Source organism: Planctomonas psychrotolerans, from assembly GCF_008642235.1.
GTDB classification, from domain to species: Bacteria; Actinomycetota; Actinomycetes; order Actinomycetales; family Microbacteriaceae; genus Planctomonas; species Planctomonas psychrotolerans.
Map to the genome: position 1 here is coordinate 1,188,076 of NZ_SJEV01000001.1, position 14,111 is coordinate 1,202,186.

Here is a 14,111-nt window from a genome sequence, read left to right on the forward strand (position 1 = left end):
ACGGAGCACTGAGGGGGTCGGCCGGGCAGGCCGGCCCCCTCTTGTCCATCAGCCGACGGGTTGTCAGTTGCCCGGCGTGCCGGTCCCGCGCCCGTCGCCGCCGCGCTCGCCGCGCAGCGTGCGGCTCAACCAGGTGAGCGCCTCGGCCCGGTGCGCTCGAGGGAACCGGTGCCCGCCGTCGAACGCCACGAATTCGGTGTCGTCGGGCAGAGCCGAGACGACCTCGCGGACGCCCGCGAAGGGGAAGATCGGATCCGTCCGACCGGCGAGCACGCGCACCCGCTGCCCGCGGACGGCACGGGCCACGATGGGCGTGTCACCGGCGGAGGCAAGGCCCGGCACGTACCAGGCGGGGTTGTGCAGGATGCCGCCCTCCTGGAACGAGGAGAGCGTACCGACGCCGCAACTGAGCACGCCCGCCGTCAGCCGGTCGTCGCAGGCGAGACCGAACAGCGCCACCTGTCCGCCCAGGGAATGCCCGATGATGCCGATCGGTCCCACCACGTCGGGGTTGTCTTCCAGCCAGGAGACGGCGAGCGCCACGTCCTGCACGTGCAGGCCCTGCAGGGTCTGGTCGCGGGTGATCCTCGCCCACGCGTCGATCTGCTCGGCTCGGGCGGGGTCGCCGGCGCCGACGCGCTCGCCGAATCCCATCAGGTCCGGCGCCAGCACCGGCACTCCTGATGCCGCCAGTTCGGCGGCGTAGGCGACCTCCGGGTCGCCCTCGAGGCCGGCGGCCTCGGTCTTGCCCCAGTCGAACTCCCCGTTGTGCTGGTGCACCGCGACCACGGCAGCACCCCACGGCAGCGGCGCGTCCGGGGCGAGGAAGAGGCACGGCACCTCGTGCCCGTCCGGGGCGGTGAGCACCACGCGTCGCCGCGAATACCCGTCGGCCGACTCGGCGGGATCGACCCGCACGGTTCCCGGCCGGATGCTCCGCGGGTCGTCGATGCGGAGCAGAGCGCGCACGACCTCGCGGTCGGCGGCGTTCCGCACGGCATCGTTCCGCGCCGCATCGTCCCGCGCCGCGTCGTCCGTGCGGTGGTCGCTCGTGCGGTAGTCGTCGTGCGCATCCGGCATGGCGGACTCCTCCTTGGTTCCGGCGATGGTGAAAAACACCCTAGGACCGTGGGCATCCGTTCCCGCACCGGAGCATCGTGGAGTCATGGAATACACACACCTCGGCCGCACCGGCCTTCGCGTCTCCCGTCTCTGTCTCGGCACGATGAACTTCGGTCAGCAGACCGAGGAGGCCGACGCCCACTCGATCATGGACTCCGCGCTCGACAACGGCATCAACTTCTTCGACACCGCGAACGCCTACGGCGGAACGCTCGGCAAGGGCGCCACGGAGACGCTGCTCGGCAACTGGTTCGCGCAGGGCGGTGGACGCCGCGAGAAGACGGTGCTCGCCACCAAGCTCTACGGCGAGATGTCCGACTGGCCCAACGACGGCAAGCTGTCCGCGTTGAACATCCGCCGCGCGCTGGATGCGAGCCTCACCCGCCTGCAGACCGACTACGTGGACCTCTACCAGTTCCACCACATCGACCGGGCCACGCCGTGGGAGGAGATCTGGCAGGCGATGGAGACCGCCGTGGCGCAGGGCAAGGTGCTCTACGCCGGCAGCAGCAACTTCGCGGGCTGGCACATCGCCACCGCGCAGGCCGAGGCGGCCAAGCGCAACTTCGTGGGCCTCGTGAGCGAGCAGTCGATCTACAACCTCCTCACCCGCGACGTGGAGCTCGAGGTACTGCCCGCCGCGCAGCACTTCGGACTCGGGATCATCCCGTGGTCCCCGCTGCAGGGCGGCCTGCTCGGCGGTGTCATCCGCAAGCAGAACGAGGGCAAGCGTCGTCTCGAGGAGCGCTCCGCCAAGGCCGTGGAGGAGCACCGCGAGCAGCTGGAGGCGTACGAGGCGTTCGCCGACGAGCTCGGACACGAGCCGGGCGACGTGGCGCTCGCCTGGTTGCTGCACCAGCCGGCGGTCACCGCGCCGATCATCGGGCCCCGCACGCAGGATCAACTCGACGCCGGACTGCGCGCGCTCGAGGTCACGCTCGACGAGGCGGCCCTCGCCCGTCTCGACGAGATCTTCCCGGGCCACAAGACGGCCCCCGAGGACTACGCCTGGTAGCTCCTGCGGGTCAGGGGGCGACGGCGGCGAGGAGGGCCTCGGCACCGCTCGCGGGCGAGGTGAGCACGGGTATGCCGTAGCCCTCCTCGCCGAGCGCCTGCGCCATGGATGCCTGGGCCAGCACGATCACGTCGGCCGAGGTCGCCCACCGGGCGCATGCGTCCCGCACGGCGGTGTCGTGGGTCTCGTCGTCCCCGCGTGCCCGGGCCGCGAAGGCGCCGGGAAGCACCTCGCTGCTCACCTCGATGCGGTGGGCAGCGGCACCGGCATCAGCGGCACCGGCATCCGCGGGCACGGGCACGGGCACGGGCAAGGGCACGGGCACGGGCACGGCCCCATCTCCGGCCTCGGCGCGGATGAGGGCGGTCGTCGGAGCGAGCGTCGCCTCGAGCGTTGCGAGCACGACCACGTGTCCGCTCCCGCCCGCGGCGAGGCGCACCGCCTCCCGGGCCATCGGACGGTCGACCCTCAGCACGGGGATGTCCATGCCGGCGGCGACGTCGTCCACCGCTCCGCCGATCGACGAGCAGGTGACGAGCACCGCCTGGCAGCCGGATTCGGCCAGCGTGCGCACGTATCGCTCCACGTCGGCGAGCACGTCCGGCGTCACGCCCGCAGCGATGGCGCGCGACAGCAGCGACGGGTCGGCCACGTGCGCCATGTCGAGGTCCGGGTTAGCCGCGGTGAGGCGCGCGGAGAAGTCCCCGACGAGGCCGGGCACGGTGTGCACGAGTCCGACGCGGGTCATGCCTGCCGCCACGGTCGCGCGTCGGTCTCGACGATCTCGCGCAGCGCCTCCAGCCGGGGCAGCGCGCGGTCGGTCAGCAGCCGCGGAGTGTCTGGGGAACCCACGATGTCGCTCCACAGCGCCCTGCCGGAGAGGAAGCCGCTGGCACCGGCCCGGCACGCGGCGCGCACCGCGTCGGTGAACCGGTCGCGTTCCACTCCCTGCGAGAGCACGACCCACGGGCCGCGGATGTCGGCGGCGAGCGCTTCACTGGCCGCCCGCTGCTCCCCGGCATCGCCGAGTCCGGCGAGCGGGACCTGCACCTTGTAGAGGTCCTGGCCGACCACCGACAGTTCGCGAGCGGCCTCACGGATCGCCTCGTCGGCATCCCAGGTTCCCGAGTCGAGCTCCTCGGCCGTCGCCCGCACCACGGGCTCGAGCACCGACAGCAGGCCCAGTCGCCTCGACTCGGCCACGAAGCGGTGCGCCAGCGCGACCCGCTGACCCCGCTTCGCGTCGCGCCGCCAGATGATGAGCAGCTTTAAGGCTGATACGCCCGCGAGCGAGACGCCGCCGTCGAGAACCGTCTCGTCGAGGTCGGTCTCCTCGACCGGACCGCCGTCCTGCTGCGTGAGTGCGTCGGCCGCGAGGATCAGCCCACTCGTCTCGGGAACGGTGCCATCACGGCGGATCTCCTCGAAGCCGTAGTGCCGGTCGATGAGGAAGCCGGAGCTCCGGGGCGCGAGCGCCCGGGCGACCGCCCGCTTGAACTCCACGAGCACCGGGTCTGCGGGCCGGCCGGCACCGGCGAGGTCGAACATGGCTCGAAGGCTCTCGCGCTGATCCATGGCCACCATCGCGAATCCTCCCGAGGCGAGCGCGATGGAATCGAGGTCGGGGGCCGGGGTTCCGAGGTTGACGTGCGGGGAGGTCGGGCTGTCGGTCATGGTGTCCTTTCGGTTGCCGTGGCGAGGAATCGGGGAAAGGCTGCGGCGTACGCGGCGACGGCGTTCTCGGTCGGCACGAGCGCCTCGCGCAGGGGCAGCGGGGGTGCGGATGGGCGCACGGTGCGCTCGAGGGCGAGCATCGCGGCGCCGCAGGCGACGGGCTCCGACACGGCGGGCACGAGCACCGGCCGACCGAAGGCCGCTGCCTTGCGCCGCAGCCACGGGTCGTCGAGACCGAGCGCGCGGCCGACCACGACGAGGTCGCCGGTCGGCGGCGCGCCGAGCACGGCGGTCTGAGCGTCCCGCATCCAGCGCGCGTGCAGCGCCAGTCCGTCGAGGAGCGCCGGGGTGAGCGCGGCGATGCGCGCCGGATCGAGGTCGCGCGGATCCCGGCCGTCGAGCGTCATCGTGGCGTCCGGGTCCGGTCGCGGCGACTGACGGCCCGCGGGGTAGGGCTGCACGATCGATTCGGCGGGGCGGAGCACGTCCTCGGCATCCACGCGGCTGACCGCGGCGGCCGGTGCGCTCCCCCGTGTCGTCCACTCGCGCACCGCGCGGCCGGCGGCCGCGGATCCGGCGATCAGCGTGGAGAGCGTGCCGGTGACGTCGATCCCCACGCTCATGCCCTCGTCGAACGCGGTCGCCGGTACGTCCGGTCCAGTGAAGAGGCGCACGATCGCCTCCGACGTCCCCACCGAATCGACCTCGGAGCCCGGGGAACGGGCGCCGACCGCCCATGCCGCGACCACGTGATCGTGTCCGGCGACGACGATCGGGATGCCGGGGGCCAGCGCCCCGAAGCCCGCCGTGCTGACCGCACGGCCGGCCCAGCCGTCGTGCGGCACGATCGAGGGAAGGCGCGACGTTTCCAGCCCCGCGCGGGCGCACAGATCCGGATCGAAGCGGACCTGCTCCCCCGGTCGCTCCGGGCGTGTCACGGCCATCGTGCGCACCGCCAGCGTGGGGTCGGTGACCGCCTTCCCGGTGATCGCCAGCACGACGAGATCGGCCACGCCCACCCAGCGGGAGGCGCGCTCCCAGAGCGTTGGGTGGCGTGCCCACAGGTCGGCCCAGAGCACCAGCGGTACTTTCGCACTCGCCACGATCCCGGTGCGCGCGTGCAGCGCGCGCGCTTCGCCGCCACCCAGCGCCTCCAGCAGAGCGGCGGGCGCCACGGTGCCGTCCCAGCGCACGACGTCGGTGAGGGCGGACGCGGCGGCATCGAGAAGCACGCCGGACTCGGCCATCGAGGCGACGCCGACGGTCGCAGGCTGCCCGACCTCGTCCACGAGCGCGGTCACCGCGTCGGCGGTGAGGCTCAGGAGCGCCGTCGGGTCGGCCGGTGTGCCGAAGCTGTGCACCCGCAGTTCGCGGGGCGAGTCGTCACGGGGCGAGTCGTCACGGGGCGAGTGGAAGCCAGACGGGTCGGTGCCGGTCGGGCCGACGCGGATCGCGACGACCTTGGTGGACGTGCTCCCCACGTCGATCCCGAACGCGACGAGACCCGGTGGCGACGAACGACTCGGTGCGGACGGCGACAGTGCCACGGGCAGCCCTCAGTCGAGCGAGCGGAATCGAGCGTTCGGGAGAAGCGGGTGCCTAGCGGCGGGAGGCTCGGGTGAGCCACGCACCGCTGCCGATGAGGGCCATCGCGGCGGCGCCGATCGCCCCGAGCAGCACCGGGTCCTCCTCCGCGAAACGCTTCGCGCGGAATCGGGCCGTCTTCGCCTCCGTCGTGACGCGGCGTGCGATGTCGGCGGCCGTGGTCTTCACCTGATCGGTCACGTCCATGGCCGTCGCCTTCACCTGTTCGGTGACCTCGGCGGCCTGACGCTTCACGTCGAGCTTGTACTCGATGGCGTCGACCGTCGCGGAGATCTCGTCCCGCAGCCGCTGCACCTCGCGCTTGGCCTCTGTCCGTTCGCGGAGTACTGCGTCGTCATCGGTCATACTTACCCATTCCCTTCAGGGCGTGCACATCTTGCTTGAGGCCGTCGACCGACTCCTTCGGCACCGGCGGCACGCCTCGCTTCAGGAAGCGGATGCCGAGGAACGCCAGAATGCCGGTGGCGATGAGGAACAGCACCGCGACGATGATCGCGGCGAGCCACGCCGGTACGGCGTGGGCGAGTCCGAGCACGGCGGCGGTGACGAGCACCCAGAAGGCCACGAGACCGAAGAACGCCGCTCCGACGAAGAACCCGACACCGATGCCCGCGGCCTTCAGGCGTCGGGCGAGCTCGCTCGTGAAGAGGTTCAGTTCCCGCTTGGCCAGTTCGACGAGCAGCGTCGGCAGGTCCCGCACCAGCTCGACGAGCGAGCGGGAGCTTTTGGGGTTGAACGTCTGTCCGACGGATCGCGTCTGACCGACGGGACGCGTCCGGCCGGCGGAGGGGTCGACCGGTGAGGCCTGTCCGTGCATGACTACGCGCCGTCGGCGGGCGCCGGCGACGCCGGGCGCATCGTGGAGTACGAGCCGCCCTTGCGGCCACGGCGGCCACCGCCTCCGGAGGTGCGCTTCGAGCGGGAGAACAGCTTGCGGGTGACCGCGGTCACACCGTTGCCGAGCAGCACGGGGATGTCGGGAAGCACCGTCGCCGCGGCGACCTCCACCTCGTCGAGGCCCTTCTGCACGCGGGGGTCGTTCCAGATCGCCGCGGCAGTGGTCGTGATCTGCTCGTAGCGCTCACGTCCGGCGCGCGCACCGAGCACGTAGCCGGCGCCAAGACCGACGACGAACACAAGCTTCTTCATGGTTTCTCCGATGATCGGGGGGACGGATCCTTTTCAGCGTAGACCGAACGGGGCCGGTCCGTCCGGCTCCCCCCTATCCGGACGGCGGTCTCCCGAGCATCGACGATCACCGACGCCAGTCCGGTCCCCGCGATCCACGCGCCGGTGACATCGATGCCGGGGTTCTCCGCCACTTCGGCGCGCACCAGCGCGACCCGATCCTTCTGGCCGCGGGCCGCGAAGGGCACCGCCGTGCTCCAGCGGGTGCGGGCCGAGCCCACCACCTGATCCGCCCGTAGCGGCACACCGAGCAGCAGGGACGCGTCGGCGATCGCCGTGGACAGCAGGTCCGCATCCGGGACGTCGGCGACCCCCCGCTCGTTCGCGCGACCGTAGGAGAGGCGCACCACGTGCCGCCCGTCCGCCCGATCCGCGACCCACGGCCACTTCGCCGTGACGTGCGTCAGCGCCTTCGCGCGAACACCCCCCATGCCTTCGGTCACGAGCACGCCGGTTCCCCGGGGCGCCCTATCCAGAGCATCCTGTGCGTCCGCGTCCGCCCGCACGTCGATCACGAGCGTCATCAGTTCGACGGGCGTCGACATGGGCCACGCCTCCGACAGCGACTGGGGGAGCATCCCCCCGAAGAGCGGCGCGCTCGCCTCGGGCGGAATGGCGAGCACCACCCGGTCGGGGTCGAGCGCGCGGCCGTCGGCCAGGTCGATGTGCCAGTCGTCGCCCGTGACGGCGCCGTCGCGGTCGCGGTGACGTCGGAGGGCGGACACCCGCGTGCCCGTCTCGATGGCCACGCCGCGCTCGCGCAGATCGCGCTCGAGCTCCTCGACGAGGCGATGCATTCCGCCTCGGATGCCGCCGACGGCGGAGCCCGCCGGTGCCCTCTCCCGGAGCCGGGCGACCGATGCGGCGAGCGACCCCTCGGTCTTCAGTCCGGCGCGGAGCCCCGGGGCCACCGCGTCGGCGTCGACGTCGTCGGGCGAGGCGGAGTGCACACCCGCCACGATTGGGGCGACCAGGCGGTCGAGCACCGCGCTGCCCATCCGGAGGCGCACCAGGTCGCCGAGGCTGGAGGCGGACGCCCCGACGGCGGCCGGCAGGACGAGGTCCAGAGCGGCACGCGCCGCACCACGCCGGCCCAGGAGCTCCCGCAACTCCGGATCCCGCGGGTCGGACGGGATGCCGAGGAGCGCGGTGCGCGGAAGGGGAAACGCTCGGTCGGGTGCCTGCAGCCAGGCGCCGAGCGGGCTGGGAGCCACCACGTCGTCACCGAGTCCGAGCTCGTCGAGGAGTGCGGCCACGGTGCCGCGCCGAGTGGCGAAGCTCTCGGCACCGCTGTCGAGTCGTATGCCGGCAACGGTATGCGTCGCCACACTGCCCCCCAGAGCATCCGACGCTTCGATCACCCGCACGGTCGCGCCGCCGAGCGCGAGCTCCCGCGCGACGACCAGACCGGCGACTCCCCCGCCCACGACAACCACATCCAGCGGCGATGCGGCACCGTCAGAGCCGCCGTCCATGCCGCCGTCCGCGCCGCCCCGCCGGGTCACGAGGCGACGAACTCGACGATCCGCGTGAGCACGTCGGGGTTGGTGTCGGGCGGTACGCCGTGACCAAGATTCAGAACGTGGGCGGGTGCCGCGGTGCCCCGCTGCAGCACGTCGCGGAAGTGCGCCTCCAACACCGGCCACGGCGCCGACAGGAGCGCGGGATCGATGTTGCCCTGCACCGGCACCGTGCCGCCGAGTCGCCGGGACGCCTCGTCGAGCGGAATGCGCCAGTCGACGCCCACCGTGTCGACGCCCACGTCGCGCATGGCCGCGAGCAGTTCTCCCGTTCCGACCCCGAAGTGGACGAGCGGCACGGTCCTGTTCCCGGCCCCGAGGTTCCGCACCGGGTCGAGCGCCTGACGGGACGCGGGGGCCACCCGCGAGGTGTAGTCCGCGAGCGAGAGCCCACCCGCCCAGGAGTCGAAGAGCTGCGCCGCGCTGGCCCCGGCGAGCACCTGCGCCCGCAGGAAGACGCCGGTGACCTCGGCGCACCAGGTCATCAGGGCGTCCCAGGCCTCGGGGTCGGCGTGCATCAGGCCGCGCGCCGCGATGTGGTCCTTCGACGGGCCGCCCTCCACGAGGTAGGCCGCCAGGGTGAACGGGGCGCCCGCGAAACCGATCAGCGGCGTGTTCCCGAGCTCGGCCACCGTGATCGCCACGGCCTCGGCGATGGGGGCGAGCGATTCGGGATCGAGCGCGGGCAGGGCGGCCACATCGGCGGCCGTGCGCACCGGGTGCTCGAGCACCGGACCGGTGCCCGGAACGATGTCCACGGCCACGCCCGCGAGCTTCAGGGGGATGACGATGTCGCTGAAGAAGATCGCCGCGTCCACCCCGTGTCGCCGCACGGGCTGCAGCGTGATCTCGCTCGCCATCGCCGGGTCGAGGCACGCATCGAGCATCCGGGTGCCCACGCGCAGCTCGCGGTACTCGGGCAGGGATCGTCCGGCCTGCCGCATGAACCACACCGGCGTCTTCTCCGGGCGGTCGCCGGAGTAGGCGCGGACGAGCGCCGAGTCCGCCGTTCGACCGGTGGCGAGGGGATGGGTGTCGGGAAGGGCGGTAATCACGCGTTCATTGTTCCATCCCCCGCTGGGTGCCTCGGTTCCCGCCTAGCCGAAACCCCGGACGAGGACGACACTCGACGCATGACCACACCGACGGTTCGTGCCCTCGCCATCACCTGTTCTCTGAAGCCCAGTCCCGCTCCGTCGAGCAGCGTGCTCCTCGGCGACCAGATCCTGACGGAGCTCCGCTCGCACGGGGTCGCCACCTCCACTCTGCGCCTGGTGGACTACGACATCCGCCCCGGGGTGGAGACCGACATGGGCGACGGCGACCAGTGGCCCGAGATCCGCGAGCAGATCCTCGCCGCGGACATCCTCGTCGTGGTGACGCCCACCTGGGTGGGCCAGATGTCGAGCGTTGCGCAGCGCATGCTCGAGCGGCTGGATGCCGAACTGGCGGAGACCGACGACCGCGGCCGCCCGATCCTGTACGGCCGGGTCGCCGTGGTCGGCGTGGTGGGCAACGAGGACGGGGCGCACCACATCACCGCCTCCCTGTTCCAGGGACTCGGCGACTTCGGCTTCACGATCCCCGCCCAGGGCGCCACCTACTGGAACGGCGAGGCCATGCACTCGACGGACTATCTCGACCTCAAGGAGACCCCGGAGGCCGTCGCGTCGACGACGGCGTCGCTCGCGGCGAATGCGGCGCACCTCGCCGCGCTGCTGAAGAAGGACAACTACCCCGCGAGCTGAACCGGTCGCGCGGCTGAGACCGGGCCGTGCGGCGGCGGCGGCGGCGGCGGCGAAGGACGATTACCCCGAGAGCGGAACGGGCACGCGCCGATTCGAACGCTCAGGCGCCGTCATTTAGACTCGACGGGTGCTGATGTGTCTGACGGCGAGTCACCGGAACGCGCCCTTCGAGCTTCTCGAGAAGCTCTCCGTCGGCGCACCCGCCGTGGCCGGCGATCTGATCGCCGAGGGCGACATCGTGGCCGGTGCGGTCGTCCTCGCGACCTGCAACCGCTTCGAGGCGTACCTCGACATTGCCGAACCCGTGGCCGAGAACTCCGCCGAAGCGATGGACGCGATCGTCGACATGGTCAGCTCCTCGTCGAACGTGCCCGCCGCCGAGGTGCGCGAGAGCGTGTCCGTGCTGTGCGGCGACGAGGTCGTCGAGCACCTCTTCGCCGTGTCCTCCGGTCTCGAATCCGTGGTCGTGGGCGAGGGCGAGATCGCCGGACAGGTGCGACGCGCACTCGAGACCGCGCGATCCGAGGGCACCGTGAGCAGTGACCTGGAGCGACTCTTCCAGAAGGCCTCGCACACGTCGCGCGGCGTCAAGGCCCGCACCGGGCTCGGTTCCGCCGGACGATCGATGGTGCGTCTCGCCCTCGACCTCGCCGAGAGCCGCGTTCCCGACTGGGCGGATGCCCGCGTTCTGCTCGTCGGCACCGGCGCCTACGCCGGCGCGAGCCTGAAGGCCCTGCGCGACCGGGGCGTCTCCGATGTGACCGTCTATTCGCCGTCCGGCCGCGCCTCCCGCTTCGCCACCCGCGAGGGTGTCACCGCGGTGCTCGCGGACGGCTACCTCGACGCCATCGCGGACGCCGACATCATCGTCACCTGCAGCACATCGCCCGAGTTCGTACTCACGGCCGATCAGGTCGCGCGGAGCAGGGACGGCGGAATCGCGGCCCCTCGTCAGCTGGTCATCGACCTCGGCCTGCCCCGCAACGTGGACCCCGGCGTCACCGAGATCTCCGGCGTGCAACTGCTCGACCTCGAGACCATTTCCCTGCACGCCCCCCTGACCGACCTCAACGCGTCGCACGACGCACGGCAGCTGGTGGATGAGGCGGCCGAGGAGTACCGGGCGGCCGACGCGGCGCAGGCCGTGGCTCCGGCAGTGGTCGCCCTGCGCGGTCACCTCTTCGGCGTGCTGGAGGCCGAGATCGAGCGCGCCCGGTCCCGGGGCGACTCGTCGGAGCAGACCGAGCGGGCACTCCGTCACCTCGTCAGCGTGCTGGTGCACACGCCGTCGGTGCGAGCCCGTGAACTTGCGCGCACGGGCCACGCCGAGCGCTTCCTGGACGGTCTGGACGCCCTGTACGGCATCGAGGTGCCCGAGCCCGCCGCGGTCGAGTCCCCGGCGCTGCTCCGAGCCGCAGACGAAGCCGACGCCGCCTCATGAAGCCCCGCGTTCTGCGCGGACGCCCCATCCCGACGCCCGTCCGCATCCGTGAGCCCATCGTCACCCAGCGGCTCGTGCTGCGTCCCTACACGGCCGCCGACCTGGATGACTATGCCGCCATGCAGGGCAATGACGAGGTCGTTCGGTACATGCTGTGGCCGCTCCGCACCCGCAAGCAGTCCGCGAAGCACCTCGCGCGTCGGCGTCGACAGACCCGCCTCCAGCACACCGGTGACTTCCTGGGGCTCGCGATCGAGCTGCCCGGCGAGCCGAGCCTCAATCCGAAATCCCGCTCCGGCCGGGTGATCGGTGACGCGTCGTTGCTGCTGCGAAGCGTCGGCAACCGCCAGGTGGAGATCGGATGGGTGCTGCATCCCGACTTCGGCGGCAAGGGCTACGCCACCGAGGCGAGCCGCGCCATGCTGGACATCGCGATCGGCCGGTTGGGCGCGCACCGCGTCATGGCCCAGCTGGACGCCCGGAACACCGGCTCGGCGGCCATGGCCGAACGGCTCGGTATGCGTCGCGAGGGGCTGTTCCGCGAGGACCTGTGGTTCAAGGGGGCATGGGGCGACAGCCTCTACTACGCCATACTCGATGAGGAGTGGACGGCCTCACCGCTGTCATCCGGCTAGACCGCCCCGTACGACCGCCGGAAAGGAGAGCGTCATGGACTCCGTCGATCAACCGTTGCGCGCCGTCGATGTGCGGGGGCCCATGCCGACGGAGCGTCTTCGGCTCCGACCCTTCGAGCGGGACGACCTCACGGATCTGCGGGCGTTCGACACGTCCCCCGAGGTGGCGCGGAGCCTGTTGCGCGCCGAGCGGAGCGCCGCGGAGTCGGCCGGGGAACTGGAGCGTCGCCTCAACGCGACGCGCATCGAGCATGCGGGCGACCGCCTCGACCTCGCCATCGAACTACCGGCCGACGGCAGCGAACCCGCCCGCGTGATCGGTGAGGTGAGCCTGACCCTTGCGTCGTCCCGGGATCGGCGGGCCGAGCTGGGCTGCGCCCTGTATCCCGACTTCCGTCGGCTGGGTTACGGCATGGAGGCCGCCACGAGGGTGCTCGAGTTCGCCTTCGACGAGGTGGGCGTGCACCGCGTCACGGCGCGGTTCGACCTCCGCAACGTGGCCCCGGCACGCCTCGCGACCCGGCTCGGGATGCGCAACGAGGCGGGGCTCGTGCACGACCTGTGGTTCGACGGCAGATGGGTGGACGTGGCGATCTACGGGATCCTCGACGTGGAGTGGGCCGCGCGCAAGAGCGTTGACGGACTGTGATCGACGTGCGGGAGGGAGCGAACGACGTGATTGACGACCTCGAGGACGACCTGGATGATGACGACCTGGACGACGACTTCGATGACGAGGACATCGAGGATGGCGTGCAGCGAGGCGGTGCCGGACGCCCGCCGCGCGTGGCCGCACTGACCCTCTTCCGGAACCGGCGGTTGCTGCTGGTGGCGTTGCACGATCGAACCACCCTCACCCTGCCGAGTGCGTCCATCGCCGACGGCGAGCCGCCTCGGCATGCGCTCGTGCGCGGCTGTCGGGAAGAACTCGGCGTGGAGATCGAGCGCACCAGCATCGGCGACCTCTTCACCGTGCTCGGCTCGGACGACGATGACGAGGACGGTCCGGTCATCAGCATGACCGTCTATTCCGGCGACACCGCCGATGAGCCGCAGCCCGTCGGCCGCGCCGACGGGCTGGTCTGGGTGTCCTCGGCCGACGCCGACCGGTGCACGTCGGTCGGTGCCGACATCCTCAAGCGCCTGGTGCAGCTCGACCTCATCGACTGAGCAGAGCTCGATCCGCGGCGGGAGCCGGGTGGGCCTGCGGCCGGTCAGGCCGCGGTGTCCGGGGCGATGTCGCGCGCCACGGCGAGGATCCGCTCGAGTTCGTGCAGCTGCTCCGCGCTCGGGTCGACGAGCGGCGGCCGCACGGAGCCGACCGCGAGCCCACCGAGGCGCAGGCCCGCCTTGATGAGCGAAACCCCGAATCCGGGCGTCTGGTCGCGGAGGCGCACCAGCGGCCGGTAGAACCGGTCGAGGATGTCGAGACGGCGCTCGTCGTCGCCCGCCGTGTAGGCCCGGTAGTGCTCCCGGGCGACACCGGGCGCCATCGCGAAGGCGGCGGAAGAGTACAGCGGCATCCCGAGTCCGCGGTACGCGCCCTGGGTGAGCTCGGCGGTGAGCAGTCCGTTGAAGAACAGGAAATCCGACCGGCCCGACTCCCGGACGGCGAGCACGATGGACTGGGCGAGCCCCACGTCTCCCGTTCCGTCTTTGAAGCCGATGACCTTGGGGTTCTCGGCGAGGCGGGTCACTGCGGCGGGCGTGTACTGCGAGGTCCCGCGGTGATAGACGATCACCGGCAGGGGCGAGGCGTCGGCGATCGCCTCCACGTACGCCACGGTCCCCTCGATCGGCCCGGACACCAGGTAGGGCGGGAGCACGAGCAGCGCGTCCGCTCCGGCATCCGCGGCGCTGCGGGCACATGCCCGCGCGTGCGCCAGCTGGCCCCCGGTGCCCGCGACGACGGGCACGCTCCCCGACACGGTCGCGACGGTAGTGCGCACCACCGTCGCAACCTCATCGGCGTCCAGCGCGTGGAACTCGCCGGTACCGCAGGCCGGGAAGACCCCGCCCGGGGAGAACGGCAACCGGGAGGACACGTGCTCGGCGAGCACATCGGTGTCGACGGCGCCCGACTCGGTGAAGGGGGTGACGGGGAAGAAGAGGACGCCGTCGAAGTTCAGTGCGGTGCTCATGCTGGCCTTTCGGGGGATGCGG

The 14,111-nt window shown here is 71.9% G+C and carries 16 protein-coding genes; 6 read left to right on the forward strand and 10 right to left on the reverse strand.

What is annotated here, in order from left to right; translation table 11 throughout:
• Positions 1 to 63: 63 nt before the first annotated feature.
• Positions 64 to 1,119, reverse strand: a complete 1,056-nt coding sequence (locus EY822_RS05270) for a dienelactone hydrolase family protein (protein ID WP_227497045.1) — start codon at positions 1,117 to 1,119, stop codon at positions 64 to 66.
• A gap of 46 nt (positions 1,120 to 1,165) precedes the next feature.
• Here EY822_RS05270 and EY822_RS05275 point away from each other — a divergent pair, with 46 nt between their 5' ends.
• Positions 1,166 to 2,137, forward strand: coding sequence for an aldo/keto reductase (locus tag EY822_RS05275; RefSeq protein WP_150307311.1), 972 nt, complete (start codon positions 1,166 to 1,168; stop codon positions 2,135 to 2,137).
• 10 nt (positions 2,138 to 2,147) lie between these two features.
• Here the strand turns inward: EY822_RS05275 and EY822_RS05280 are convergent, their stop codons facing one another.
• The 8 genes from EY822_RS05280 to hemE are packed head-to-tail and all read right to left on the reverse strand — an operon-like array spanning position 2,148 to position 9,179.
• Positions 2,148 to 2,885 carry an aspartate/glutamate racemase family protein gene (locus EY822_RS05280; protein ID WP_150307312.1) on the reverse strand — a complete coding sequence of 246 codons (738 nt, stop codon included), beginning with the start codon at positions 2,883 to 2,885 and terminating at the stop codon, positions 2,148 to 2,150.
• The gene (locus EY822_RS05285; protein WP_150307313.1) at positions 2,882 to 3,811 is read right to left on the reverse strand and encodes a hypothetical protein; all 930 of its coding nucleotides are present in this window, start codon (positions 3,809 to 3,811) and stop codon (positions 2,882 to 2,884) included. Before EY822_RS05285 ends, EY822_RS05280 begins: the two co-directional genes overlap by 4 nt.
• On the reverse strand, positions 3,808 to 5,358 hold the full coding sequence (locus EY822_RS05290; protein WP_150307314.1) for an FGGY family carbohydrate kinase: 1,551 nt from the start codon (positions 5,356 to 5,358) through the stop codon (positions 3,808 to 3,810). The genes EY822_RS05285 and EY822_RS05290 overlap by 4 nt, the downstream gene beginning before the upstream one ends.
• Before the next feature lie 52 nt (positions 5,359 to 5,410).
• On the reverse strand, positions 5,411 to 5,761 hold the full coding sequence (locus EY822_RS05295; protein WP_150307315.1) for a DUF3618 domain-containing protein: 351 nt from the start codon (positions 5,759 to 5,761) through the stop codon (positions 5,411 to 5,413).
• Entirely contained in the window at positions 5,751 to 6,233 is a 483-nt protein-coding gene (locus tag EY822_RS05300; protein WP_150307316.1) for a phage holin family protein, read from the reverse strand. Before EY822_RS05300 ends, EY822_RS05295 begins: the two co-directional genes overlap by 11 nt.
• 2 nt (positions 6,234 to 6,235) lie before the next feature.
• Entirely contained in the window at positions 6,236 to 6,565 is a 330-nt protein-coding gene (locus EY822_RS05305; RefSeq protein ID WP_150307317.1) for a YtxH domain-containing protein, read from the reverse strand.
• Positions 6,562 to 8,109, reverse strand: coding sequence for a protoporphyrinogen oxidase (gene hemG, locus EY822_RS05310; RefSeq protein WP_319803460.1), 1,548 nt, complete (start codon positions 8,107 to 8,109; stop codon positions 6,562 to 6,564). Before hemG ends, EY822_RS05305 begins: the two co-directional genes overlap by 4 nt.
• A complete protein-coding gene (hemE, locus tag EY822_RS05315) occupies positions 8,106 to 9,179 on the reverse strand; it encodes a uroporphyrinogen decarboxylase (RefSeq protein WP_319803461.1) in 1,074 nt (357 codons plus the stop codon). The genes hemG and hemE overlap by 4 nt, the downstream gene beginning before the upstream one ends.
• Before the next feature lie 78 nt (positions 9,180 to 9,257).
• Between hemE and EY822_RS05320 the strand changes: the two genes are divergently transcribed.
• The 5 genes from EY822_RS05320 to EY822_RS05340 all read left to right on the forward strand — a co-directional run bounded on the left by EY822_RS05320 (position 9,258) and on the right by EY822_RS05340 (position 13,118).
• The gene (locus EY822_RS05320) at positions 9,258 to 9,872 is read left to right on the forward strand and encodes a flavodoxin family protein (RefSeq protein WP_150307318.1); all 615 of its coding nucleotides are present in this window, start codon (positions 9,258 to 9,260) and stop codon (positions 9,870 to 9,872) included.
• Between the two features lie 127 nt (positions 9,873 to 9,999).
• A complete protein-coding gene (locus tag EY822_RS05325) occupies positions 10,000 to 11,313 on the forward strand; it encodes a glutamyl-tRNA reductase (RefSeq protein ID WP_150307319.1) in 1,314 nt (437 codons plus the stop codon).
• A complete protein-coding gene (locus EY822_RS05330; RefSeq protein WP_150307320.1) occupies positions 11,310 to 11,948 on the forward strand; it encodes a GNAT family N-acetyltransferase in 639 nt (212 codons plus the stop codon). Before EY822_RS05325 ends, EY822_RS05330 begins: the two co-directional genes overlap by 4 nt.
• Positions 11,949 to 11,982: 34 nt before the next feature.
• Positions 11,983 to 12,597, forward strand: a complete 615-nt coding sequence (locus EY822_RS05335; protein ID WP_150307321.1) for a GNAT family N-acetyltransferase — start codon at positions 11,983 to 11,985, stop codon at positions 12,595 to 12,597.
• Between the two features lie 26 nt (positions 12,598 to 12,623).
• The gene (locus EY822_RS05340) at positions 12,624 to 13,118 is read left to right on the forward strand and encodes an NUDIX domain-containing protein (RefSeq protein ID WP_227497046.1); all 495 of its coding nucleotides are present in this window, start codon (positions 12,624 to 12,626) and stop codon (positions 13,116 to 13,118) included.
• 44 nt (positions 13,119 to 13,162) lie between these two features.
• Here EY822_RS05340 and EY822_RS05345 read toward each other — a convergent pair whose 3' ends face one another.
• Positions 13,163 to 14,077 carry a 5-dehydro-4-deoxyglucarate dehydratase gene (locus EY822_RS05345; protein WP_150308776.1) on the reverse strand — a complete coding sequence of 305 codons (915 nt, stop codon included), beginning with the start codon at positions 14,075 to 14,077 and terminating at the stop codon, positions 13,163 to 13,165.
• Positions 14,078 to 14,111 lie beyond the last annotated feature (34 nt).

Coding starts and splice junctions, on each gene's coding strand:
- EY822_RS05275 (WP_150307311.1), top strand. CDS start 1,166: ATGGAATACACACACCTCGGCCGCACCGGCCTTCGCGTCTCCCGTCTC.
- EY822_RS05280 (WP_150307312.1), bottom strand. CDS start 2,885: ATGACCCGCGTCGGACTCGTGCACACCGTGCCCGGCCTCGTCGGGGAC.
- EY822_RS05285 (WP_150307313.1), bottom strand. CDS start 3,811: ATGACCGACAGCCCGACCTCCCCGCACGTCAACCTCGGAACCCCGGCC.
- EY822_RS05295 (WP_150307315.1), bottom strand. CDS start 5,761: ATGACCGATGACGACGCAGTACTCCGCGAACGGACAGAGGCCAAGCGC.
- EY822_RS05300 (WP_150307316.1), bottom strand. CDS start 6,233: ATGCACGGACAGGCCTCACCGGTCGACCCCTCCGCCGGCCGGACGCGT.
- EY822_RS05305 (WP_150307317.1), bottom strand. CDS start 6,565: ATGAAGAAGCTTGTGTTCGTCGTCGGTCTTGGCGCCGGCTACGTGCTC.
- EY822_RS05320 (WP_150307318.1), top strand. CDS start 9,258: ATGACCACACCGACGGTTCGTGCCCTCGCCATCACCTGTTCTCTGAAG.
- EY822_RS05330 (WP_150307320.1), top strand. CDS start 11,310: ATGAAGCCCCGCGTTCTGCGCGGACGCCCCATCCCGACGCCCGTCCGC.
- EY822_RS05335 (WP_150307321.1), top strand. CDS start 11,983: ATGGACTCCGTCGATCAACCGTTGCGCGCCGTCGATGTGCGGGGGCCC.